This window comes from Shewanella violacea DSS12, from assembly GCF_000091325.1.
GTDB classification, from domain to species: Bacteria; Pseudomonadota; Gammaproteobacteria; order Enterobacterales; family Shewanellaceae; genus Shewanella; species Shewanella violacea.
In genome coordinates this window covers 1,171,015-1,195,381 of the sequence record NC_014012.1, presented here as the reverse complement: position 1 = coordinate 1,195,381, position 24,367 = coordinate 1,171,015, and the positions used below count along the sequence as shown (strand labels likewise).

The following is a 24,367-nucleotide window of genomic DNA, read 5'->3' as shown; positions in this document are numbered from 1 at the left end:
GGCTAAGAGCAATAGTATTAACTAAAGCCAAGTTAAAGTACCAAAACGGTAAAAATAGACTGGCTGCATTTATTGGTCACATGCAGCCACAAATATCACCTCCCCCCTTTATCTTACGATTAAGGAACGGCCTTTCCTCTTACCATCGGCCGCTACGGCCCTGACTTCTACTTGACCAGAGATAGCGACAGGAGAATGATAAACAAGCCACTCACCCCCCTTAAGTCGATATTCAACGGTCAGACCCGGGTAGATAAGATTCGTTAGCAGCTTTCCATCATGTATATGAGCACCAACAGTGGGTACCCGATATTCGATGCCAGCCATATCGAGTTTAAGTAACTCTTTTTGCCCCAGAGTATTAGCTAATACAGCCCACTGGCTAGCCTGCTCATTGCGCATCTCTTGGGTAAAGTAGCCGCTAGTGTGATTATAAACAGCCCCTTTATATTGATAGGGCACTTCCCAGCTCGCCTTATGCCAGGCTTTCTCAGCCAAGATAAGTAGACGTGGAAAAGTCATATATTCAACCACGGAATCGCTTCTGAGTGTTTCACTCCAGATCTGCCCCTGAAGCCCGGAAAAAGACATCCCTTGCTTCATTGGGCCACTGACTAGCTTACCTGCTTCATCTCGTTTCTCAGTGTCGTCGGCTTCGAAGGGCTCACCTTGAATATCGGTCCACTGTTCGGCATTGGCCGGCAAGTTGTCAGGCATAAAACCATATAACTTACGCTCGTTGGTGTTACGACTCGCCCAGTAATATCCATGCTCTTTAGGATCAGCCTCATAGGGAAAATCAAAATAAAGCATCTCAGGCATACCCAATACTGCGTCCCAACCTAAATTGGCTTGCTGATGCGCGCGGCGAAACCCCTTGTGTGAGATAACATCCCATACATTGGTTTGGGAGGCTTTCGGCATGTTCTGTGGACGGGTATGGCTCATACCATCACTCCAACCCGCAGGCTCTATACCTTTATCATGCAAGGTATTCGATACACGCTCGATAAAATAGGCACCAAATTCATCGCTTGTGGTCACGCCTTGATTATTTTTGGCAAGAAACGCCTTACAAATTGGAGAGTCTAACCAGGCACCGGCAGTTTCATCGGCACCAATATGATAGACAGATAGAGGCTGACCCGCTTGTTGATGCAATTTAGCAATCTCGTCGATTACCTTATCGACGAAGTGAAAGGTCGACTCCATACACACGTTAAGGGTGTTATCGTCATAGTATTGGATCGATGAATAGACAGTGGTGTCTTTAGGGTCGACCAAACGATACTCATTAGCCCCTTTTATGTCACCGGTTGCAGCTAGCTTGCGATAACGCGCTTCCATGGACTTGATGGCCGCTCTTGAGTGTCCCGGCATATCCATTGAGGGAATGACCTGAATCTGTCTGGCGCCAGCATATTTTAATATCTCGATATAATCGGCTTTTGAGTAATAGCCATTGACCTTAGCAGCGGCAAACGGGCCACTACCAAGCTGAGGTAACAAGCACCTTGTTTCACTCAAGTCATGACATCGCTTGCTGCCGATATCTGTGAGTTCAGGTAAGCCGTCTATCTCCAGACGCCAACCCTCATCGTCGGCCATGTGCAGATGCAGCTTATTCAGTTTATAGGCCGCCATCTGATCTAACATATCCAACACCAGCTGCTTACTGTGAAAATTTCTCGACACATCTATGTGCATGCCGCGAAAATCATAACGGGGGGAATCTTCGACTCTCATGGTGTTAATAACCAAGTCATTACTATCGAGAAGACTGGTCAGTGAAGATAGGCCATAGGAGAAACCCGCATCATCCGCCGCAGAGATGGTGATTTTATCCTTGGCGATATCTAACAAATATGCGCCAGATGTAGACTTCATCTCCAGTGGTAAGAGACTAACGACTAGACCAGACGATGCCTCTTTGACACCGATGCGGCTCAGGCGAGCAAGTGCTGCATCTATGGCTTGGCGTTTAACATCATTAAGCTCAAGCTTAATGCCGCCTTTAAGGGACACAGGCTTATCGGTTGAGCTGACTTCAAGCCTCAAAGGAGTTGGGATTATCGTGTTGGTGACCAGCTCGGGCTGAAAGTCTATTCCCTGATTAGCCTGAAATAGTACCTCAGCTGTTGCCCACTTCACTTTATCGGTATCACTGCGCTTATACTGTTTATCCTCATCGGTGAATGACACCACATAGGGACGAAGCTCCATGCCAGTTTCACTGTCCAGCGTCACTGCCGTGCTCTTGATAAGTACCGGTTCTAACTCAGCTGATACCAGGTAATAGTTTGGCATAGCATCGGTTTCAGATAGTTGCCACAGCTCACCTTTAAACTCTATGGTCTTAGTGATGCCCTGCTTGAGTCCTGTAAACTCAGTAGTCGGCGCTATCTTATGTAGATCGCCTTTGACTCGAGTAATAGTAAACTCTTTGGAATTCACCGACTGCACTGGACGCATCTGACTGAAATAGATAGCCCAATCGTGACTGTCTAAGTCGACAGCTGAGGTCAGATCTATCTGCGCCGTGAAGCAACGGCCATCGACACCTGAAGTCGAACATCCTTGCGGGTAGTTAGTCACTACCCGATACTTAATCTCTAATGTATCGCCAAGTGTGTTTAGTTGTACTTGATCTAGGCTGTTAGCCTTAGCTTGACTGGAATGAGCTGACTCGGGGTTATTCGTTGCAATGTTTGTATCTGAGCAAGCGCTTGTTACTAACACAAGCGTGATTGCGGCAGTGATCAACTTCAATTTCATCCTATCCCTCTACTATGATTCGATGTTCTCTCATTTCGAGATGAAATGAGTCAGCTTACCCGCAAGCTACTCCTAGATATAACCCAAACTGGTAAGTCTATTTAACCTTTAACGCACTAATTTTCAACTAAATAGCCATGAAGGAGGTGATGTTTTAGCTAGGGATTTGAAGGAAATCATAAAACTGAGTGTTTGGATTTTTTCGCTTTCAAACTATAAAGCTATCCAAATGGTCAAAACCCACATAAAAAAAAGCTAAGTGATTCATCACAAAAATACTGACAAAACACTTAGCCAAGTCTAGTTTCTGGGGAGAGACTATTGAAATTTCAAACACAAACGTAATTCAGTTTAACCCTATTACATCTGCCAAAAACATGAAAAAGGAGACCTCTTCCTATTCATGCAGACCTTACAAGACAGCTCATCACACAAGCAGATGACAACGCTGTCATTCACGAACATACACAAGAGCGAACAGAAAATCTACATTTTTATGACATTAGGTTAAACATAGCTCTTTGTGATGGTTAGTTAACTGCTCAACACCAAGTAACACTTAACTCTAATACATTGTTAAAATTCACTTTTATAACATTAACCCATCTAGTCAATAAGATGCTTTCAACTATTTTAATCTGATATAAAGCGCTATAGTTAAATATGATTATTTGATGCAGCTCAGATTTTGACAGCGCTGTCAAAGGTGAGTATATTGATTTTGAGCTAGATCACATAATCTAAAGAATAACCACTTGATGTTATTATCTAGAATAGGGATATATGAAAGATATAAAACTAAATCCGGACTTAAGGATAAACAAGGTTAAAATTCCCGGCACTTCCTTATATGTTGTAATCGTAGATGAATTTCTGCTGGACACCAGCAGTGTGATGAACTTCGCTCATAATATCGCTTATTTCAATCCTATGTTTTCAGATAACTCTTTTTATCCCGGTATACGAGATAATATGCCTTTACCTTATATGCGTTTATTGAAGAGTTTTTTTGAAGACAGGATTATCACTAAGAATAATAGTCAAAACGATACAGTTTCAAGCTTCCATAAATGTTTACTATCCCTAACTACATGCCAACCATCACAATTGACTACAGAGCAAAAACTACCACATATTGATTCCTTTGACGAAAGAGATTATGCCTTTGTTCATTACTTATCTGGTGAAGAACTTGGTGGTACTAGCCTGTATAGATATAAGCCAGAAAATTTAATTCAATTTACCGAAGAGTATCAGCCTATATTAGCCAAAATGTTCACTGACATTAAAAACTCTCCCGAAGATCATGAGGGCTATATAACAAGCTCCACAAGTGTATTTGAACAGGTATTGAAGATTGATGCTAAGTTTAATCGCCTTGTCATTTACCAAGGAAACTTATTACACAGTGCCAATCTAATTTCGAAAGAAAGCTATAATAACGACCCAAAAACAGGAAGGTTATCAATAGCTTCTTTTGCAAGTATAAAATAGCTAGAACAATAAGAATAAGATTAATTTCCCTGTTCGCATACTGTAGTTTACAAGCTTATACCAATTTAAACGGAGCCCTAATCATGACGCAAATCACCCCATTAAATAATGAACAACACGCCAACTTAAAAATAATGAATAGTACTGATTTCAGAAGATATAAGGAACAGCATTTAATTCCGCTTATTGCTCATGACTTTATTCCTATGGCCTCAGAGTTTTCGGTTGTTTTTGTTAAAAATGAGGAAACCGGACAGTTTACTGCAGTTGCTATGATGGGCATTAAACCCGGTTTAAATCTCTATTGCCAAGACGATAAATGGGAGCCTTCAGTAATGCCATCAAGCTTCCTAAAGAGTCCCCTGTCACTTCACATACAAGATGAAAACTCTGATGACTGTTTTGTTGGCATTGATCTCGATAGCCCGCTTGTGACTACTGAGAACGGACAGGCACTATTTAATAGTGAAGGGGAACAAACTGATTATTTGAAAGCAAGGACTGAACATTTGCTCGATGTAACACAAAAATATGAACAAACTCAAAAAATAACACAACACTTAGCATCAAAAAGACTGCTAACACATAAAAAACTAAATATAAATTTAGGTAAAGATGAAAAGTACGCTATTGATGGTCTATACATCATCGATGAAAAAGCATTGAACGCTTTAAGCCAAGATGACTTTAACGATTTGCGAGATAAAGGATTATTACCGCTAATTTATGCCCACTTATCTTCAATGCACCAAATTGGACGTTTAGCAAAGAAACAAATCCAATTTGATACAAAGTAAAATATAAACCTAACCAGAAATAGCGTCTATTAACTTTATCCAAATATCCGAGATCCCCCGTGATCAGAGCGAAGCTAAGTCGCGGGGAAATTCACTTCTAAACTTATACAGACTGCAAGCCATACCTATTAATTTTATCCAATAACTCTCTATGCTTAGGCAACTTACTTTGTAGATAATTATTAACTTCTTCTCGCTTTCTTAAGCCTACTAAGGCACTTTCTCGCACTTCTGGGAGTAGAGCTAGCGGTTTAGTTTTGAACTTCATACCATAGAGAACAAAAAGAAAGTTTTCCAAATAAAACACTTCAAATTGGCTAAAGAAATCATCAGTAATAGGAACGGAGCTTTCCCATAACTTTAGCTTTTCTTGTAAGGAGTTTGGTATCGTACTCAGATCTCGATTCTCATTCCAAAAATGTGAATCATGACGATCCGATAAACAATAATGCAGTTTTACAAAGTCTATCACTCGCTCCCAAGCATACCCCATAGCATAATTAAACCGCTTTTCGAGTACCGCTAGTTCTGATTTTTTGACAGGGAAACGATTTGCAAGAAAGCTAGCAGAAAAGTCGGTTAATAATATGGATGTAGCCTCGAGAGGTTCTAAAAATCCTTGTGCTAATCCAAGAGCCACACAGTTTTTGTGCCAAAATTTTTCACGGTAACCAATCTTCATCGGCAATTTCTTATAAACAAGCTTAGGGTCCTTACCACCTAAATAATAATCTAATTTAGTTTCCGCTTCTTCATCTGTCATATGATTACTTGAATAGACAAAACCGACACCACGCCTGGTAGGAAGAGCGATATCCCAAATCCAACCGGCTTTATGGGCTGTGGCTAAGGTATAAGGAGGTATATCAGCACCCTCATAGGTAGGTACTTGCACCACAAGCGCCCTATTAACCAATAACTTATCAGATAAATCAATAAAGGGGACATTCATGGCTTTTGAAATAAGAAGAGATTCAAAACCTGAACAATCAATGTAGAAGTCAAATTCTAAGTCATCATCTTCACTGGTGACAAGTGAGCGTATTGAACCGTCATCAGCAAGGTTCACACGACTAACGTGAGTTAAATGATGTTTAACTCCATATTTGGTTTGGGCATTATCGGCAAGCAAATGAGCAAACTTTGCCGCATTAAGGTGATATGCGTATGCAAGTTCTCCTTGATACTCAGGGGTTGTAATTCCCTTCGGTGCCTTTCCCTGTTCACATACTTGATGTTGAGCCGATACTTGCTGCGCAAAAGGTGCATCACTATTTTCCGCTAGCCAGTGCGCGGTTAAAACCTCACTATCCTCACGGCTTGGTACATCAAATAGATGATGATAGAAGTTGCCCTTTCCATGAGTTTCTTTATCCATCCAATTAACAAATTTAATTGACTGTTTAAATGTCACATCACACTGACGGATAAAATCTGTTTCACTGATACCAAAGCTGGCAAGGGTTTTTTTGATATCTGGAACCGTCCCCTCGCCGACACCTATAGGCGGGATATCTGGCGATTCTATTAAGGTGATAGATACGCCAGCTTGTTTACATAGTACCTTTCCAAGATGATTAGCAGCTAACCAGCCAGCGGTTCCACCACCAATAATTGCAATTTTATTAATATTCATAAAACCTCATAAAGCTATCGTTTGAAGGTTTGCTTAAACAACTAATACCTATCGTTCTAATAAGTAACAATAAATAAAAAGCCCAGCGAGTGCTGGGCTTTTATTAATCATAGCTTTAACTCTATTATGTCTTAGAAGCGGAAAGCAAGACCTAGCTTATAACTTGCTTCACCTTCAAAGCTCCATGCAGGGAAACCAGCCTCTAGATCTGCTTGTGGTGCTGTGCCATCGGCATAAATACCAGTTTGTAGGCTATCTTCTTCTAAGATGTTCACAGCTTCCAGAGTCACATCCAGGTAATCTGTTGCAGACCAAGTCGCACTGAAATCTACTGTGCCGAAATCTTCATGTTTACGGTTCATGTACCAACCTGGAGCTTCGCGCATGATGTACTCAGAGCGCCAGTTATAAGCTAAGCGTGCTGAGAAGCTATCATTTTCATAGAAACCTACAGTGTTAACTGTGTGCTTCGATGAATCAGAGAAAACGCTATTGCCATCAGGATAGTTTTCACCAGGTGAGGTCGCATCGGCATAGGTATAGTTCACGCTATAACCGAAGCCATTGTCGAATGCATCTTGGATCTGTAATTCAACACCTTCGATAGAACCACCACTAACGTTAGTCGATTGGCTAACAGACCAACAGTCAGCTTGATCTTCGCCACAGGGGCTTAGTTCCGGTGATGTTTGGTAAAGTGGAATATCAAGACCAATTTGCTGGTTATTAGCATCACGAGTCGATATAAATGAGCTTACATCTTTCATAAAGTAAGCAACACTCATCATACCATCGTCACTAAAGTACCACTCTACGCCAATATCAGCCTGGAACGCTTTGAATGGTTGAAGTGCCACATTACCAGTGCTCGCAACCTGTGTATTGGGTTGAGTATTGTCAAAATTAGACAAGGATGTTGTAGAAAACATATCGGCATAGTTAGGGCGAGAGATAACCTGTGCCGCTGAAGTACGTAAAATCACATCCGGAGCTAAGTCCATTACTACGTTTAAGCTAGGCAGTAATTCATTATAACTCGCTGTATTGGTAGATATGGTATCGCTATATTCACCGTTAGAGTTAAATGCATAATAATCAGATGAAGCTTCAGTTGATATATAACGTAAACCTACGTTACCGCGTATACCATCAGTACTAAAATCAGCCATCAGGTATAAAGCGATATTTTCTTCATCTACTGTGCCATATGCATCTTTCTTCTCGGTGTAATGATCCGTTGCAGCCAGTGAATCCGACAAGATCAAATCACGATTAGCTTCAGGAATAGTAAAACCTGCACCTGATGAAACTGTGCCGGGGAAATATTCGCTGGCAGGTCTCATAGTCATTACATAATCATCAGCTAATTGACCTTTAAAGCCTTGCTTCTTGACTGAGTGGTCTGCATAACGGAAACCCGTTTTTAGTGCAGTAATCACACCAAAATCAACTGGCACGTCAAAATCTAAATTAACATAGGTTTCTTCATCTGAATTAGGCTTATCTTCCAAAGCCCAAGTCTGAATACCTATACTTCCTGGTAGAATGCTTGAATCATAGCTTTTATTCGCAATATCAAATTTAGCCTGATCGCCTGTCATATCCCAAGTACCAACAAGGTCACTGAAGTTATTGGTGTATTCGCCAACAAGTGCAGTTCTCGCTCCGCCTTCTGACTTAGTATTACCGACACGACCAGAGAAAGTGAACGAATCAGCTTCATAGCTCCAATCAAAATCTACAGTTTTTGAGTCCATTGAGGCTTCACGAGCCCATGTCTGGAAATACGCTGCACCAAATTCAGGGTAACCTGCGGCGTAGCTAACACCAGGGTTAGTCGCATTTCTTAAAACGCAATTACCATTACTTGGATTAGTTTGTACACATGAATCTTCACCAGGGAACATGATGATCTGGTTATTGGCATTATTAGCGCTTAAGTCTAAAGACATTACACTTAAACCAAATTCCAACGCATCTGTTGGACGATATTGTAGAGCAAGATTAAGTGCTGTGCGCTCTCGTTCTTGTTGGAATGTAGTTGGAGCCATACCACCGCTCCAGTTTCTTGAAGTCTCTACACCGTTACGTTGATAATCTGTTTGAGAAAAAGCACCTGAAACTAAAACGCCAAATGATTCAGCTTCATTTTTCCAACTGTATAGACCAGAAACTTCTGGGCTAGTTTCTTCAGAAACTGTTCCATAAGTACCTTTAACGCTACCAAATACAGAATTAGCGTCTAAATCTAGTGGTTTACGTGTTTTAACAATAACAGTACCACCGATACCACCTTCAACAAGGTCTGCTTGTGAAGATTTATATACTTCTATGCCTCCAACCATTTCTGATGGCAACATTGAGTAGTTAAAGCTACGGTCGATGGCTTGTTGATCATACCAGCCTGTTGAGGCTACCGAGTGGCCATTTAATAAAGTACGTGTTAACTGGGCCGACGCACCACGAATAGACACTTGTTGGCCTTGGCCAAATTGGCGTGAAACACTGACACCAGGAATACGTGCTAATGATTCACCCACATCACCGTCTGGGAACTTACCTATATCTTCTGCGGTTACAGCATCGACAACTGCATCCGAGAATCGTTTTGCATTAAGGTTAGCTTTATTTGAAGCTCGAATACCGCGCACTTCAATTTTTTCAATGTTGTCGTCAGCCGTTACAGCCGAATCTGCTTCTGCCGCTACTGCAGACATAGAGACTGCAGTTCCTAGCAAGAGCGCTATATTTGTAGCTAGAACACTTTTCTTAAAATTAGATGGTCGCATCTCGTTTCCCTTCCATAACTTTATTATATTTTTTTAGTATCCATAACCATCCCCTTAGGAATGACAACGCTGTCATGTCTAGTACAAACATTACACAATAATTCACATCGGCGCCACAACAAAATAACCAAACCAGAGAAAAACAAGTCTATTTGAACATTTTTATTACAAGCCTTAACAACAGCTCAAGATGTTAAACCTTTGTTGCGTGCGACCTTGGGAGGAAAAACTTGCTGTTATTAGTGATAAAAAAATATTTTTATCGGAAGGAAATTACATTTGAAGATTGCTAATTAAAGTAAAAGTTCGCACTATAGGCGCTAATAAATGAAATAAAGTTCTTTGTAAACCTGAATTTAAAAGATGTACACTCATCTTTACAAGCATCAGAACTTACCTGTAACACACTGATAAAAGAGTGTTTAGTTGTATGAAAGTCACAATAAATGATGTAGCAAAACATGCTGGCGTTTCGATTAAAACAGTTTCTCGAGTCACCAATAACGAGCCTTCTGTAAAACAAGCCACCATAGATAAAGTCAATAAATCCATTGCTGAGTTGGATTATCTACCTAATTTAGCGGCGAGAAATTTGGCTGGCACTAAGTCTTATGTCATAGGCTTTATCTATGACAATCCCAATGCCTATTATGTTATTGATATGCAAAACGGCATCTTATCCTCATGCAAAGAACTTGGATATGAGCTGCTAATTCATCCCTGCAATGCGAAATCTGATAACATTTGCCAAGAATTAACCACTATGGTGAAGCATGCGAGACTAGCAGGCTTAGTCCTGACTCCCCCACTATCGGAAGACCCAAAAATCCTCCAGGCTTTGGACAAGATTGACGCTAATTATGTGCGAATCATTGCCGGAGAGAAAATCGATAGCGACTCAGGTTTAGCCGTACTTGTGGATGATAAGCATGGAGCCGTATCAATCACACAGCACTTGATTGACTTAGGCCATAAGAACATAGGTTTCTTGAGTGGTGATCAGCACCATGAATCCACCAAGGCACGTTTATCTGGTTATACTCAAGCGCTACTGAATAATAACCTAGCGCTAGATCAACAAAATATTATTGAAGGCGAGTATTCTTTCGAGTCAGGTGTAGCGGGGGCAAAGACTCTGCTCAACAGGGTGAACAAACCTACAGCTATTGTAGCCTGTAACGATGAAATAGCCGCTGGTGCCTTGTTTGCAGCACGACTCGAAGGCTTGGATATTCCCAATGATATTTCTATCGTAGGCTTCGAAGATAGTCCATTTTCTAGACAGACTTGGCCCAAACTAACGACTGTACATCAACCTAATCAGAAGATAGCCCAAATGGCTACTGAACTCTTGATTGCGAATAGGCGGTCGCAGAAATCTGCACAATCTAAGATATTCATTCCTGAACCTGTGATCAGAGACTCATCTTCAAAAGCGACCTAGATATGAAAATCATCAATTAAAACAATAATCAAAATTTAAGATCAAAAACGGCGTTGAAGATCTTCAACGCCGTTTTTATAAATATCAATTCTGCTTATACAAGAAGCTTTATACGGCCTCTTCGTTCTCTTCACCGGTACGGATCCTGATCACGCGCTCAATCTCGGTGACAAAAATCTTACCATCACCAATCTTACCCGTACGCGCCGTATCCACTATGACTTCAATGGCTCTGTCTAGCAGCTCATCTTGGATCACTAGCTCAATTTTAACTTTAGGTAAAAAGTCCACCATGTACTCAGCACCGCGATACAGTTCAGTGTGCCCTTTCTGTCGACCGAAACCTTTGACTTCTAGAACGGTCATGCCGGTAATACCGATCTCAGCGAGAGATTCACGAACATCGTCCAACTTAAATGGCTTAATAATCGCCTCGACCTTTTTCATCAAACGCTCCTTTATAGGGTATAAATTACTTATCTGTATTATCACTCCAGCTTATCACGAGCTTGGGACTCACTAAAGTTAATATACCAATCATTGCCATGGAAGCAATTTCCTTGTCACTAAACAATGCAATTGCATTACTCTTTCTTCTAACATAACTATACTTATTTGATTGGCTAAATCTCTAATGTGATTGCAGGACGCAACACAGGTCAATTTAAATGCTGTCTCTGTTACTTATATTCAAAGGACTGAATATGAATAAAAATAATGGTTTTACTCTTATCGAACTCATGACCACCTTAGTCATATCTACAAGCTTGGTAAGTATTGTCGTTCCTAATTTTCACTCCCTCTATGAACACTACCGGGCTGATTCATCCATTAGAGTAATACAACAGACACTGCAACTGGCACGTAATACAGCTATCAATTACGGTGTTCGCGTTACAGTTTGCCCTGTAATAAAAAATAAGTGTAGCCATGACTGGAGCATTGGCATTACTGTTTTTATTGACTCAGGAGCTAGTAATATCATAGATAACCAAGATGAAATCCTGTTCAAAACTGCAAGCTTCTACCATGGTGACTTTGTCACCTATAACCGCACCGCTATCAGGTTTCAGGCCGATGGTTTAGCTTCTGGGACCAACGGTACCTTAAAGTATTGCCCATCCTCGATTTTAAGCGAATATTCAAAAGCTGTGATAATTAACCAATCAGGACGTATCCGCTTCTCAAAAGCGGATACAATAGAATGCAGTTAATAACGACACTGAAATACAGCTAGATTTGCTAGTATTAAAAATAGTCCAAATAGTCAAAATATCCTTTACAGCCAATATATTGGCTTCAAATAGTTATTTTATTCTGCTGTAAACAAACCTGTTCTCGCTTATACTTAGTGCAGTAATTGAGAGGGGAAAATGTCATGCAACCGAGACAAGATGGATTTACATTAATTGAACTTATGGTGACACTCGTGGTAGCTATGGTCTTAGTCGGTGTTGGTGCTCCCTCCTTGAAGTCCATGTATGAAGGTTATCGAACTGATAGCCAGATACGTAAGATTAATCAATCTTTGCAGTTCGCACGCAGCCACGCAGTTAGCTACGGCTCTAGAGTCACCATGTGCCCAATCGTATCAGGAATCTGTAACGCAGACTGGAGCAAAGGATTCAAGATATTCCTTGATAATGGTACCCCGAATCAAATTGATGGTAACGATGAAGTGCTGACCGTAGTCGGTGCTTTTAATTCTAGCGATTTCGTTTCATTTGCTCCCAACGCAATAAGCTTCACTACCGACGGACTAACCAGTGCTGGCTTGTTTATCTACTGCCCTGGGAGCAAAAGCAGTCCAGAGTCGATGGGATTACAGATAAAGGCTTCGGGAACCGCAAGGTTTAGCACAGCGGCAAACCTTAACTGTAATTAAGCTATTCGAATAATGAATATTTAACACGTTTTAAACGACTAAATAATATTTTACACCTTAACCTTCAAATCGCTTTCAAACCGTTTATATATTTAAAATCGTTACCTAAGGGTTTCCTGATCCAGTTGTTGTGCCCCACCTAAGGTAAACATAGCATCTAGTTCAACACACTCATCAACTTCTTTTATATAAGCCCGCTTACCGTCTCCTTTTGAAGGGGTTTTCTTTGATGGCAATTTTGCCATATTCAGCTTAACCCGCTTTTCTTGCCACTCATAGAAGGCTATTTGATGCCCAGAAGTCGTATCTAAGTAACATTTATAATCTTTTTTTATTGAATTTTTTGTGTTGTCACCAATGGCTATCCCAGAGATAGCCATACTCATCACAGCTAGGAAAACATACTGATTCTTGTAGTTCATTTCCAACACTCCGCAGGAGTTTTCTCTCCAATGTCATTTACTTGCATTGTTATACAAGCACTATCTCTCGATGCTTGTACTCCCAGAGCCGTTGCCACAGCAATGAAACCAGTGGCTCCGGTCGAGTCCACACTATAGAGGCCATTACTGGTAACGAAAGGATCTGCACCTAGTCCTAGCAAAGTCATATCGCTAGTATACTGCCTGTTGTCCAAGTAAAACTGCTCCTGCAAGTTAGCTACTCGCAGCAGAGATGCTAAACCATCGGCACGGGCACCTTTGGCAACATAATCTGTGTACGAGGGATAAACCACAGCGGCTAAGATCCCCATAATGGCCACGACAATCATCAGCTCAATTAAACTAAAACCTTTCACTATTTTCATCAAATTTACTCTCATCATTCGTAGCTCTTATTCATTTATATGGTAATAGATTCTATTGACACCTAAACCACCACCGACGCATCTTTCATCACCAGGAGGACAGCCATCACCATCTCCACCGCCACCTGCTTTTTCCATATCTTCCCCTGCAGCACCTATACCGATAAGGTACATATAGGATTCACCATTCCCATTAGGTGGGATCACCAGTTGAGGAGTATCAGGAACTCTCTCACCCATCTCAAGATATTCGTGGGTATAGGAACGCGTCCCCTTATGCAAATTGAAACCATATAGGCGGCCCACTCCGGCAATCAAACATTGATTACTCGATGATGTATCTCCCGGCACGTATGAAGTAAAGAATACTCGTCCCTCAATAATAGATGCGCCAGCCAGACTCTTCTCTCCGACTCCGCCAAATCCGTAATACCAGCCACGCTTGAGACCAAAATCAATATTCTCATCATCAGAAGCTGGAGCCGCCGTGGTGATATTATAAAGATTTGATAATGTCAAAGGAGCTGGAGCTTCATTACCCGGCTCCCCATTGAATGAACGTGATATAACATTACGGTCTTGAAGCATAAAAAACATGTCGGATCGGCTCTTATCCGATGGATGAGGTCTATGGCCTGTACCAACAACGACTGCATCATAAGCAACGTTCTGATATGTTTTGGTCTTAGTCGTAGTACCACCGACTGTGACATCGACTTCAGATAGGTTAGTAAATACCGTTTGTGCCACTGCGGGTTCAGCAAAGAAACGTCTATCAGAGGCTAATGTTCCGCCGCCTAAATCTGCAAATTTAAATACAGTCCAAGGATTCGTTGCATCTTTAGGCTTAGCACTTGGGAGATCCATACGCCACACATTGCCACCGGTATCAGTTGCATAGATTCTATCGGTCAACCTATCACCATTGGCATCTAATACAGCCACAGAGTTAGGAATACTATCAGTTATTCCTGGCATCTGGGTCACACTGCTGCCTGATGCGGGTCCAAAAGAATGAACTAATACACCAGTCTTAGCATCGACAATAAACACTCCCCTAGCCTCAGTATCATCGATTCCGACAGCGGCGGCATCCTTTGTCGATGGAGAGTATCCGGCGCCAAAAATAAGTACTGGAGATGCTAAGTCAGGATCTGTATTACCCACAGGCCAGCCAGGAATAAGTGTTACAACAGGCTCAGACCAAGTCTGACCTAGCTCACTCATTCCTTCACTATCGGAATCGATTTTCCACATAAAGCTGGGAGAATCTGGATTAGTGATATCGAGAGCATAATATGATTTGCCACCACGTCTCATCCCCGCAAAAATCCAAGCTTTCTCTATTCCTGATGGTCCTGTTTTTACATATGAAACTGGCGGACTATCCATGCCATAAATAGAGTGGACCCCCGTTGGCACATTGGCTCTGAGTACTGTGATGTTAGGCAACAATTCATAGGGCATAAATGCCCAAGATTCAGTGACACTGGCTCCGGTATCTTTAAACATATGCAGGAAACCATGATTTGTTCCCATGATGACCCTGATATCTGGAACCGATGAAGTGCCAAAATTAATTGCCAAGGGCTTAGAATGCAGCGGGTCACCAATAATATCCTCCCGCTTATCCACCACACTATTATTGCCATTATCATCATCGACATCGACACCCTTTGCCCAATCAAAAAGGTTAGCCAATTGATCGATATCTGTTTTCATATAGCTAGCTAATGCAACATCCCCACCTGCCAGGCTGGAAGCATTATTCTTAGTAAAGGCTTGGAGCCCGCCTCCACTTGCAAAATTACCGTATAATGTTCTATTTCCCCCAGTTCTCAAAACATGCGCTAATCCGCCAGTTCTAACATCATTACCGTCCCCACCATCACTGCTCGACGAGCAGACTGAGTTTGACGTCCAATATGAACAGGCTGATGATTTAAGGTTACCATCTGTTCCTATCGCCAGAGTACCATTCTTATCTACGATATCACCGCTGCCAGTCACTCTAAACTTCTTTAGATTCCCCATCCAACGCGGCCCTTTATTCGGTAGAAACATAGCATAGTAAACAGAATCGAAGGTTTGGGTTCTATCGAAGTTATTACTGGCAATAGAGGGAGACGTAAAGCTCGCATTGACCTCGAGAATTTGTGAGAAAACTTGTGATAGCGCAGCTTGTAGCTGTGTCGCACTTTTTGCCGAATAATACTCTCCACCACCCAATTCAGCGGTCCTAGTCAACAATGGAGCCGCATCATCGGCACCATCACTGAAGCCTATGGTAAAGGTAGTAACGTTTTGTTCTTCAGGAAAAGCCGCATTAGTATTCACATCGTTAGTGTTCATCCAGCCGGCTAACGCAGGCAAGTAGCTGGTGAAATTTGGACTAGAGTTAACAAATTTATCGCTGCTACTCACTCCAGGTAACGCCTTTACCTTGCTATTGGCAGATTGATCCACCGTAGGTACACCATCGGTAATATAGACAACGTAGGCACGATTTTGACACTCTTTAAACGGGGAAATATATTTACCATTATCTTCTATACTCGTGTCTCTAGGGGGTCTATTAGCTCGATACCAATTACTATAGTTACTGTCATCATTGCCATAATAAACACCTTTACCGGAAAAATAACGATAAGCTTCATACAAGGTTTCACACAGAGGCGTGTTGGTCGATGCGGGCAAATTTTCTATGGTCTCTAACAGGCTCACCTTATTAGCCTCTGTCATGTTTTTGATGCCAGACACAATTCGCCCACCATCTCTGTCTCCTTCATAACGATAATTTAAATTGAAAATAGCCAATCCGAAATCGACACTAGGCGTTGTTACTATGGTGTTTTTTATGACCTCTTTCGCCACTTCTAGCCTAGATTTAGGCACTAAGTCTTTATCACCATGAAACCAACGAAGATAATTATCTGTATAGAGAGTAATGGTTTGCCCAGTACCAAATGCCGTAAGTTGTGCTTTCTCAATTGCCGCATCAAAGTCAGAGCTTGATGAGCCATTATCCACTTCAGTGTACCGAACAGGATTTTTCTTGTTACCGGCACTGTCAACTGGGAAGCCGTTTGGCTGACCAGGGGCATTCTTCCATTTTCCCCCTTCAATATCATCGAAACAATCTATAATATTGATATTAGCGCCATTATTATCCGGTACCTCCTGCCAGGTCCCATTTTGACCTGCAAAGGAATACTCCCTGAAAAAACCAGTAAATACCCCGTATGTATTCAGGTAATCCCAAGATGTTTCACAACCATTGATTTCGTCCAGAAAACGCCTACTTTCAGAGGGGCTGTCGGGTACTGGCATAGCCGAGTTATCCACGCCACCTTTGGTAAAATAGACCATTCGCTCCTGAAGCGAGTTATCACTGCCAACTGCTGGATAGATAATGCTAGAGTCGTAAAATGCTTCAGCATCCTCGATCATGGTCCCCATGCTGCCCGAGTTATCGAAGATAATCAGAACCTGTGGTCTCGCCCCTGAGCGTGCCGAAGACTCAAATACATAGAGTTCAGTATCATCTCCATGAGTCACTCCCGATATCATGCCTAACCCCATGAGAACGGCACATAGAAAACGTTTGATCCACATAACTAACTCCCGGTTAATACTTCCTGTTCAACGCCAGCGACCACAGTCAATTGACCCATATTTTTCTTACCAAATGTTGCAAGACTTGAAATTTCAACTCTTCTACAGCTGATTAAATTTGCAGAACTGGCCTTGGTGCTTCTTTGGCAGTTCACATCTCCAGCAGCTAAGGGATTAAGAGTATTGGTAACCCCTAGCGCGGTATCGACAACTGTAATAGTGCCGACTATGTTAGCCATACTTGCCCCTTGATTATTTGCTACCGCCCTATCCTGAGCTCCTTGAGCAGCCGACAAGGCCTCAATACGTTCTGAGCCAGCACCCGCCATCTTCATCGATTGGCTAGAGTTAACAGCCAGTGCAATACCGATAACAGTCATAATCATCAGTACTATCAAGGAGAAAAAAAGTACCATACCTTCTTGTTTCTTCATGATTATCTCCTAGTTCCTTATCAGCACAGGGTTTTCGAGTACTATGGTGGCTGAAACTACTTTTCGTCTAAAATGATCACCTGTAGCTGGAATATTCTTATCACCAAGTTGATAACTCGATTGATTAGTAAAACTTCGATCTTCATTAACGGCTCTCACCAATAAAAAAATTCTCAAGGCGACCAAGCGTTGAAACAGCTCGTTATCCCACATCAGATTAGTGACATTTTGCACTGGCATAAAACTATCTGCGGTATCATCACCATCATTATCGAAGCCGTATAGCACTCGCATATTCTCGATGCCTTCTACCAATTGCTCGTAACTACCCGACGTTTTCATGCCGCCTCTTCTCAGTACACGGCGACGGAGTACCGGAACTCCATCGTCTTCCTGTATATAGTAAATATGATGCTGATATTCCCAGAAACGAGCATTGTCCATAACCGGTGTGACTTGATCGCCACTAAATATCACGGCTTCATTCGCTGTAGTTCCCATGTAATAGCGATTATTATCATTAGGTACAGCCACTGATGGACCGATTAGGCGTTTGACCTGCAGGACATCTGTCGAAGCAGAGACACCGGTTAAACAGGCGAATGACTCAGTTGAGACTCCTTGTTCATAGCCCCAAAGCCGACGAAAATGAGCTGGGTTATTATTTGGCAGACTCGCATTATTCACCCCAGCACCAATACAATCATCGCTGGCAGGGATGGCAACAGCATCAATCTGGGTATTGGTCCCTACAATAAAATCGGTGCCTGTCATATCCGCCATAAAACCAAGTTGACTAATGTCTCGCTCAATTAAAGCTAACGCAATGCGGCCATTTTCCTGTAATTGGTTAAACTGACTGGTCGTAACCACATTAGTGGCCGACATGGTAAACATTGAAAACAGGCCAGCACTTAAAAACAGTGAGATAACCATGGCTACCATCATCTCAACTAAAGTTAAGCCTTGCTGTACTTTAAATTTATTACTCATAAAATTAACCAAACTAGATAATTACAGTATTGATTGAATAGGCTCTTCTGCGCTTGTTTGCGGTGCCACAAGATTTCACAAAGGCATCGGCGTTGGAAGCACCATCTGAAACAGCACGAATTCCTCTCCAGGTCATCACGACTAATACATCACCAGAGCCCGATACTTGAATACAGGCGGTCGGTGTGTCTAAACCTCCAATAGAGCGGGTACCTTTGGTTTCACCGGCACCATTCATCGACTGCTCCCAGCCGTATAAATCCCATGCACGAGTCTCGACATTAGAACAAATAATGCCACCACTGCCCCCACCGACCATAAGAGCGACATCACAAGACTTACTAGGTTCTGGCAGAGTGCCAGCATAAGTCCCCGCATAACTAGCTAATTGGCTTCTATTAAGCTTCATCCGATTGATAATATCGATGGCGTAATAGGAAGCTAATGTCTGCTGGAAGGATTCGAAGCTACCTCTCTTGGCAACTAGGTGTAAATTAAAAATACCGATTAATCCAATAACCAGAATGACCAATGAGACTAAAACTTCAATAAGTGAGAATCCTTTAGTTTTATTGTTCATTAGCGTCAAACCCCCTTCATTCGCCACATATTTGACGCTTTAATTAGTAAAATACCTGTTATAAATCTGTAAGTTAGCATTATAAAACCATGATATAGGTTAATCATAGTTTAGTCGAATGTTGCCTGCTAGTAATATTAGAGTCTAAAGATTGAGTCCCTTAGAATTTTCGTGAATTTCAGCCATTAAAAAGGAGGCCTAAGCCTCCTTAATCTTTCAAATCATCTGTTTGTTAGCGCCTTCTACCTCAGCTCAGCTGGTACAGCAAAGACAGTATCCTCTTTGCGTCCCTCTACTTCGGTGATCACACTTGGAGCGAGTTCGGCAATAGCATCTATAACTTGCTTAACCAGTACCTCAGGAGCCGATGCTCCAGCAGTTACAGCCACTTTAGTCACATTAGTGAACCAGGAAGAGTCGATATCATCAGCATTGTCTACCAGATACGCCTCGGAGCCACACTTCGCAGCCAGTTCTCTTAAGCGATTCGAGTTAGAGCTATTTTTAGATCCTACGACAATAAACAGATCCACATCATCGGCAACATTACGTACTGCATCCTGCCTATTTTGAGTCGCGTAGCAGATATCATCTTTACGCGGTCCTTCGATAGCAGGGAAACGTTTCTGCAATGCCGCGATAATATCTGCGGTGTCATCCATAGACAGAGTAGTCTGAGTCACAAAACACAGGTTTTCTGGATTTTTGACCTCCATAGACTCCACATCTTCCGGAGACTCAACCAACAATACTCCCCCTTTAGGATTATCATATTGACCCATGGTACCTTCAACTTCTGGATGTCCAGCATGGCCAATAAGGATACACTCGATACCTTTTCGGCTGGCTCGAGTCACTTGAAGGTGCACCTTGGTTACCAGAGGACATGTTGCATCAAATACCTTAAGACCGCGACGTTTAGCCTCGGCCCTCACAGCTTGAGATACACCGTGTGCGCTGAAGATAACGATACTATCATCGGGAACCTGGTCTAGCTCTTCGACAAACACGGCGCCGCGATCTTTAAGGTTCTCGACCACATAACGGTTGTGCACCACTTCATGGCGAACATAGATAGGTGGAGAAAATAGCTCAAGGGCGCGCTCGACTATGCTGATGGCTCTATCGACACCGGCACAAAAGCCTCTGGGGTTGGCAAGTTTTATCTGCAGACTATTTGGTTTATTCATACACTAAAGTACCTGTATCACTTCCAGTTCAAACGTAAGCACTTGACCTGCTAAAGGATGATTGAGATCCACTGTCACCGAATCACCGGCAACTTCACGCACTATGCCAGGTATCTCACTGCCACCGGGTCCACCGAAACTGACGATAACACCAGGCTCGAGTTTCATATCTCCAGGAAACTTACTTCTATCCATATAATGAATCGCATCAGGATTTGATTCACCGAAGGCGTCAATGGCTTGAAGCGTGAAGCTATGAGTATCACCTTCTTCCAGTGAGTTTATTTGCGCCTCAAAAGCAGGACTTAAACTTTCGTCACCGATATTAAGCCTAGCGGGTTTACCCGAAGCCTTGGTGCTATCGGCCGTAGAGCCATCTTCAAGCACTATATTCATATGACATAAAATGGAACGTACATCAGTCAATTCAATTACTCCTTTGCAGCACTTTTTTCATCTTGCGCTTTTTTTTGTTTCTCGAGGCGATCTGAGATAAATGAGTCCAGAATAATGAGTACAGCTCCAACACAAATTGCTGAATCGGCGATATTAAACGCCGGGAAGTGACTCTTATCCCAATAGAAATCTAAGAAATCGACCACGTAGCCATGCTGCAGACGATCGATAAGGTTACCTAAGGCACCACCGATAACTAAAGTATAGGCAAGATTGAGTCGCCACATCTGTCTCGGCTGTTTTCTCAACCAGAACGTCAGCAAGGCACTAAAGCCCACTGCTATAAAGGTAAATAACCATTTCTGCCAACCACCTGCGTCACTGAGGAAGCTGAATGCAGCCCCATAGTTGCGCACATAGGTAAAACTAAAAATCGGCAATAACTTTACAGACTCATAAAGATCAAAGTTAGCTAAGACCCATTGCTTAGAGACTTGATCGGCGATAAATACCAGTACAACTACCCAGTACAAACGCAAACCGCTCTCTTTCCAATTAGTTGGCATAGGACTTCCTCTTAAAAAAAATGACGCATAGTAGCGTCACTTTCTATAGTTCAAATATCGATGGCAGCTAAAATGCTCAAGCCGCCGTCCATCAAAGTATCGAGCCTGAAATATATATCAGGCTCTAGCATGGAAGTTAGGCAAACTTACGTACTTCACCTTCGCCTTCGATGTTAGTGACACAACGGGTACACAGAGTCGGATGAGCTTCAATTTGAGCAACATCTTCTCTGTGATGCCAACAGCGTTCACATTTTGCAGACTCTGACTTCAACCAGCCAAGCTTAAGCGATGCAAGCTCAGTTTCAATCGCATCACTAGGTGCAGCTGATAAAGCAAGTACTTGGGTCTTAGATGTCAAGAGTACAAATCTGAGTTCATCGCCCAGACTGTTTAGTATCTTAGCTAAATCATCATCTGCGTAAAGAGTGATCTCGGCTTCCAGTGAACCGCCTATCTGCTTTTCACGTCTAGCTTGCTCGATAACCTTGTTAACTTCGCCACGTACGCTAACCAAATTATCCCAGAACTCATCGCTAAGGTCTGACTCTAAAGTTACAGACTCTAGCCCTTGGAACCACTCTTGAGTGAATACATAAGCATCTCGCTCACCAGGAAGTAGCTTCCAGATTTCATCAGCGGTGAAAGATAGAATTGGTGCTATCCAACGTACCATAGCCTCAGAAATCAAATAAAGTGCGCTTTGACAACTACGACGTGCATGACTGTCGCCTTTAGCCGTGTACTGTCTATCCTTGATAATATCAAGATAGAAGCTACCCAGCTCAACCGAACAGAACTGCATTAGCTTCTGAGTCACTGAGTGGAAATTATACTGGTCATAGGCTTCCAACAGCTCTTCTTGCAAAGCAGCTGCACGGCGTACAACCCAACGATCCAGAGCTACCATATCTTCAATGGCTACCGCGTCTGTTACCGGGTCGAAACCATTGATGTTAGCCAGTAAGAAGCGCGTTGTATTACGAATTCGACGATAGGAATCGGCGCTACGCTTGAGGATCTCATCAGAAACCGTCATTTCACCACTGTAATCAGTGCCAGCAACCCAGAGACGCAGAATATCTGCACCTAGCTTATTGGTGATGGTTTGCGGAGCAATCACATTGCCCACAGACTTAGACATCTTACGGCCTTTGCCGTCGACGGTGAATCCGTGAGTAAGCACTTGCTTATATGGTGCTTTACCATTCATTGCTGTCGATATCATCAAAGATGACATAAACCAGCCACGATGTTGATCGCTGCCTTCCAGATAAAGATCTATGCCGTGTCCCTGATATTCAGGGCGAGCAGCAACAACTGATGAGAATGAAGAACCTGAGTCAAACCAGACATCTAAGGTGTCGGTCACCTTACGGTATTGGTCGGCTTCATCACCCAAAAGTTCTGCGGTATCAAGATCCCACCAGGCTTGGATGCCCTTCTGTTCAATCTTATTAGCTACGCGCTCCATCAAGGAGATGCTATCAGGATGCAATTCTTCAGTTTCACGGTGGACAAACAAAGTAATAGGAACGCCCCAGGTACGCTGACGCGAAATACACCAGTCCGGACGATTCTCAACCATTTTCTCGATTCGGCTCTGACCCCAATCAGGGATCCATTTAGTCTTCTCGATCTCGCCCAAAGCTTGCTTTCTCAGGCCTTTGTTGTCCATAGAGATAAACCACTGAGGTGTCGCTCTAAAGATAATAGGAGTCTTGTGTCTCCAACAATGAGGATAGCTGTGAAGAATACTCTCGTGCTTGACTAAGGCGCCCTTCTCTTCTAGAAGAGTCACCACATTCGCATTGGCTTTAAATACGTGCTGTCCGGCAAAAATTTCAGTGTCAGACTTATAAACGCCATTATCGCCGACTGGATTAGCAACTTCTAAACCATATTTCAGGCCAATAATGAAATCGTCTTGACCGTGGCCCGGTGCGGTATGAACAATACCCGTACCTGAGTCGACAGTGACATGATCGCCCAAGATAACTGGCACATCGAAACCATAAAAAGGATGATCGAAGCGTAACAACTCAAGCTCCTGACCTTTCACCTGAGCTAGTACCTTATGAGAATCAACCCCATAACGCTCCATACAAGACTCAACGAGTGCCTCGGCTAAGATAACGACTCTAGTAGCGTCGTCCTTAACAAATTCAACCAGTGAGTAGTCTAGATCCGCCGCGATTGAAAGTGCGCGGTTTGCAGGTAAGGTCCAAGGAGTCGTGGTCCAGATAACCATAGAGACATCAGCTTCAATCTCAAGGGCACCAAACTTAGCCAGCAGTGCCGCCTTATCAGTTGCAACAAAGGCAACATCGATAGCCGGAGACTTCTTATCTTCATATTCGACTTCAGCTTCAGCCAGTGCCGAGCCACAATCGGTACACCAGTGCACAGGCTTAACACCTTTATGCAAGTGACCACTTTCGATAACTTTAGACAGTGAACGTACTATGTTGGCTTCGGTACCAAAATCCATGGTCAGGTAAGGTTTATACCAATCGGCAAAAACACCGAGACGGATAAAGCCATCGCGTTGACCATCGACTTGCTTAGCCGCATATTCACGACACTTCTCACGAAACTCAGCCGCAGTAACCTTATGACCTGGCTTGCCGACTTTCTGCTCAACCTTAAGTTCGATAGGTAGACCATGACAATCCCAACCTGGAATATAGGGAGCATCGAAACCAGACAGTGTCTTAGATTTTACAATAATATCTTTGAGGATCTTATTTACTGAGTGACCGATATGAATATCGCCGTTGGCATAAGGAGGACCATCATGCAAAATAAATGGTGTACGGCCAATACGGCTATCACGGATCTTTTGATACAGCCCGTCTTCAGTCCAGGCTTTCAACATTTCTGGCTCACGATTAGCCAGATTACCACGCATCGGAAACTCAGTTTCCGGCAAATTCAAAGTAGATTTATAGTCGCTCATTGATCC

Annotated in this window: 19 protein-coding genes; 5 read left to right on the top strand and 14 right to left on the bottom strand. The window is 42.6% G+C overall.

Annotated features, from left to right (window positions below; genetic code table 11):
* Positions 1 to 108: 108 nt before the first annotated feature.
* Positions 109 to 2,775, bottom strand: a complete 2,667-nt coding sequence (locus SVI_RS04785) for a family 20 glycosylhydrolase (protein WP_041419693.1) — start codon at positions 2,773 to 2,775, stop codon at positions 109 to 111.
* Positions 2,776 to 3,558: 783 nt separating this feature from the next.
* Here SVI_RS04785 and SVI_RS04780 point away from each other — a divergent pair.
* The gene (locus SVI_RS04780; protein WP_013050303.1) at positions 3,559 to 4,269 is read left to right on the top strand and encodes a DUF6445 family protein; all 711 of its coding nucleotides are present in this window, start codon (positions 3,559 to 3,561) and stop codon (positions 4,267 to 4,269) included.
* An 83-nt stretch (positions 4,270 to 4,352) separates the two neighbouring features.
* Positions 4,353 to 5,066 carry a SapC family protein gene (locus SVI_RS04775; protein ID WP_013050302.1) on the top strand — a complete coding sequence of 238 codons (714 nt, stop codon included), beginning with the start codon at positions 4,353 to 4,355 and terminating at the stop codon, positions 5,064 to 5,066.
* Positions 5,067 to 5,169: 103 nt separating this feature from the next.
* Here SVI_RS04775 and SVI_RS04770 read toward each other — a convergent pair whose 3' ends face one another.
* Together SVI_RS04770 and SVI_RS04765 are read right to left on the bottom strand one after the other, a co-directional pair.
* Positions 5,170 to 6,702 (bottom strand): tryptophan halogenase family protein, encoded by a 1,533-nt coding sequence (locus SVI_RS04770; RefSeq protein WP_013050301.1) that lies wholly within the window; start codon positions 6,700 to 6,702, stop codon positions 5,170 to 5,172.
* A gap of 131 nt (positions 6,703 to 6,833) precedes the next feature.
* The gene (locus tag SVI_RS04765; protein ID WP_013050300.1) at positions 6,834 to 9,491 is read right to left on the bottom strand and encodes a TonB-dependent receptor; all 2,658 of its coding nucleotides are present in this window, start codon (positions 9,489 to 9,491) and stop codon (positions 6,834 to 6,836) included.
* A 430-nt stretch (positions 9,492 to 9,921) separates the two neighbouring features.
* Here SVI_RS04765 and SVI_RS04760 point away from each other — a divergent pair, with 430 nt between their 5' ends.
* Positions 9,922 to 10,935 carry a LacI family DNA-binding transcriptional regulator gene (locus tag SVI_RS04760; protein ID WP_013050297.1) on the top strand — a complete coding sequence of 338 codons (1,014 nt, stop codon included), beginning with the start codon at positions 9,922 to 9,924 and terminating at the stop codon, positions 10,933 to 10,935.
* 108 nt (positions 10,936 to 11,043) lie between these two features.
* Here SVI_RS04760 and SVI_RS04755 read toward each other — a convergent pair whose 3' ends face one another.
* Complete coding sequence (locus tag SVI_RS04755; RefSeq protein WP_041419692.1) at positions 11,044 to 11,382, bottom strand: P-II family nitrogen regulator; 339 nt, start codon at positions 11,380 to 11,382, stop codon at positions 11,044 to 11,046.
* Between the two features lie 257 nt (positions 11,383 to 11,639).
* On the opposite strand from SVI_RS04755, the gene SVI_RS04750 reads away from it, so the two are divergent.
* Entirely contained in the window at positions 11,640 to 12,149 is a 510-nt protein-coding gene (locus tag SVI_RS04750) for a GspH/FimT family pseudopilin (protein ID WP_013050295.1), read from the top strand.
* A gap of 164 nt (positions 12,150 to 12,313) precedes the next feature.
* Entirely contained in the window at positions 12,314 to 12,820 is a 507-nt protein-coding gene (locus SVI_RS04745; RefSeq protein ID WP_013050294.1) for a GspH/FimT family pseudopilin, read from the top strand.
* 101 nt (positions 12,821 to 12,921) lie between these two features.
* Here the strand turns inward: SVI_RS04745 and SVI_RS04740 are convergent, their stop codons facing one another.
* From SVI_RS04740 to ileS, 10 genes are all read right to left on the bottom strand, one after another.
* Entirely contained in the window at positions 12,922 to 13,242 is a 321-nt protein-coding gene (locus SVI_RS04740; protein WP_013050293.1) for a TapY2 family type IVa secretion system protein, read from the bottom strand.
* A complete protein-coding gene (locus SVI_RS04735; protein WP_013050292.1) occupies positions 13,239 to 13,646 on the bottom strand; it encodes a type IV pilin protein in 408 nt (135 codons plus the stop codon). Before SVI_RS04735 ends, SVI_RS04740 begins: the two co-directional genes overlap by 4 nt.
* A gap of 9 nt (positions 13,647 to 13,655) precedes the next feature.
* Positions 13,656 to 17,243: a pilus assembly protein gene (locus SVI_RS04730; protein ID WP_013050291.1), complete on the bottom strand. Its 3,588-nt coding sequence runs from the start codon at positions 17,241 to 17,243 to the stop codon at positions 13,656 to 13,658.
* A 2-nt stretch (positions 17,244 to 17,245) separates the two neighbouring features.
* On the bottom strand, positions 17,246 to 17,677 hold the full coding sequence (locus SVI_RS04725) for a pilus assembly PilX family protein (protein ID WP_013050290.1): 432 nt from the start codon (positions 17,675 to 17,677) through the stop codon (positions 17,246 to 17,248).
* 9 nt (positions 17,678 to 17,686) lie between these two features.
* Positions 17,687 to 18,670, bottom strand: a complete 984-nt coding sequence (locus SVI_RS04720) for a PilW family protein (protein WP_013050289.1) — start codon at positions 18,668 to 18,670, stop codon at positions 17,687 to 17,689.
* 13 nt (positions 18,671 to 18,683) lie between these two features.
* Positions 18,684 to 19,250: a type IV pilus modification protein PilV gene (gene pilV, locus SVI_RS04715; protein ID WP_041419691.1), complete on the bottom strand. Its 567-nt coding sequence runs from the start codon at positions 19,248 to 19,250 to the stop codon at positions 18,684 to 18,686.
* A gap of 242 nt (positions 19,251 to 19,492) precedes the next feature.
* The gene (gene ispH / locus SVI_RS04710; RefSeq protein WP_172634453.1) at positions 19,493 to 20,422 is read right to left on the bottom strand and encodes a 4-hydroxy-3-methylbut-2-enyl diphosphate reductase; all 930 of its coding nucleotides are present in this window, start codon (positions 20,420 to 20,422) and stop codon (positions 19,493 to 19,495) included.
* A gap of 21 nt (positions 20,423 to 20,443) precedes the next feature.
* Positions 20,444 to 20,866, bottom strand: coding sequence for an FKBP-type peptidyl-prolyl cis-trans isomerase (fkpB, locus tag SVI_RS04705; protein WP_013050286.1), 423 nt, complete (start codon positions 20,864 to 20,866; stop codon positions 20,444 to 20,446).
* A gap of 5 nt (positions 20,867 to 20,871) precedes the next feature.
* Positions 20,872 to 21,402 carry a signal peptidase II gene (lspA, locus tag SVI_RS04700; protein WP_041419690.1) on the bottom strand — a complete coding sequence of 177 codons (531 nt, stop codon included), beginning with the start codon at positions 21,400 to 21,402 and terminating at the stop codon, positions 20,872 to 20,874.
* 136 nt (positions 21,403 to 21,538) lie between these two features.
* Positions 21,539 to 24,361: an isoleucine--tRNA ligase gene (gene ileS, locus SVI_RS04695; RefSeq protein WP_013050284.1), complete on the bottom strand. Its 2,823-nt coding sequence runs from the start codon at positions 24,359 to 24,361 to the stop codon at positions 21,539 to 21,541.
* Positions 24,362 to 24,367: the final 6 nt, after the last annotated feature.

Excerpts from the sequence above, each read along its gene's own strand:
- SVI_RS04785 (WP_041419693.1), bottom strand. The coding sequence starts at position 2,775 with ATGAAATTGAAGTTGATCACTGCCGCAATCACGCTTGTGTTAGTAACA.
- SVI_RS04780 (WP_013050303.1), top strand. The coding sequence starts at position 3,559 with ATGAAAGATATAAAACTAAATCCGGACTTAAGGATAAACAAGGTTAAA.
- SVI_RS04775 (WP_013050302.1), top strand. The coding sequence starts at position 4,353 with ATGACGCAAATCACCCCATTAAATAATGAACAACACGCCAACTTAAAA.
- SVI_RS04770 (WP_013050301.1), bottom strand. The coding sequence starts at position 6,702 with ATGAATATTAATAAAATTGCAATTATTGGTGGTGGAACCGCTGGCTGG.
- SVI_RS04765 (WP_013050300.1), bottom strand. The coding sequence starts at position 9,491 with ATGCGACCATCTAATTTTAAGAAAAGTGTTCTAGCTACAAATATAGCG.
- SVI_RS04760 (WP_013050297.1), top strand. The coding sequence starts at position 9,922 with ATGAAAGTCACAATAAATGATGTAGCAAAACATGCTGGCGTTTCGATT.
- SVI_RS04755 (WP_041419692.1), bottom strand. The coding sequence starts at position 11,382 with ATGAAAAAGGTCGAGGCGATTATTAAGCCATTTAAGTTGGACGATGTT.
- SVI_RS04750 (WP_013050295.1), top strand. The coding sequence starts at position 11,640 with ATGAATAAAAATAATGGTTTTACTCTTATCGAACTCATGACCACCTTA.
- SVI_RS04745 (WP_013050294.1), top strand. The coding sequence starts at position 12,314 with ATGCAACCGAGACAAGATGGATTTACATTAATTGAACTTATGGTGACA.
- SVI_RS04740 (WP_013050293.1), bottom strand. The coding sequence starts at position 13,242 with ATGAACTACAAGAATCAGTATGTTTTCCTAGCTGTGATGAGTATGGCT.
- SVI_RS04735 (WP_013050292.1), bottom strand. The coding sequence starts at position 13,646 with ATGATGAGAGTAAATTTGATGAAAATAGTGAAAGGTTTTAGTTTAATT.
- SVI_RS04730 (WP_013050291.1), bottom strand. The coding sequence starts at position 17,243 with ATGTGGATCAAACGTTTTCTATGTGCCGTTCTCATGGGGTTAGGCATG.
- SVI_RS04725 (WP_013050290.1), bottom strand. The coding sequence starts at position 17,677 with ATGAAGAAACAAGAAGGTATGGTACTTTTTTTCTCCTTGATAGTACTG.
- SVI_RS04720 (WP_013050289.1), bottom strand. The coding sequence starts at position 18,670 with ATGAGTAATAAATTTAAAGTACAGCAAGGCTTAACTTTAGTTGAGATG.
- pilV (WP_041419691.1), bottom strand. The coding sequence starts at position 19,250 with ATGAACAATAAAACTAAAGGATTCTCACTTATTGAAGTTTTAGTCTCA.
- lspA (WP_041419690.1), bottom strand. The coding sequence starts at position 21,402 with ATGCCAACTAATTGGAAAGAGAGCGGTTTGCGTTTGTACTGGGTAGTT.
- ileS (WP_013050284.1), bottom strand. The coding sequence starts at position 24,361 with ATGAGCGACTATAAATCTACTTTGAATTTGCCGGAAACTGAGTTTCCG.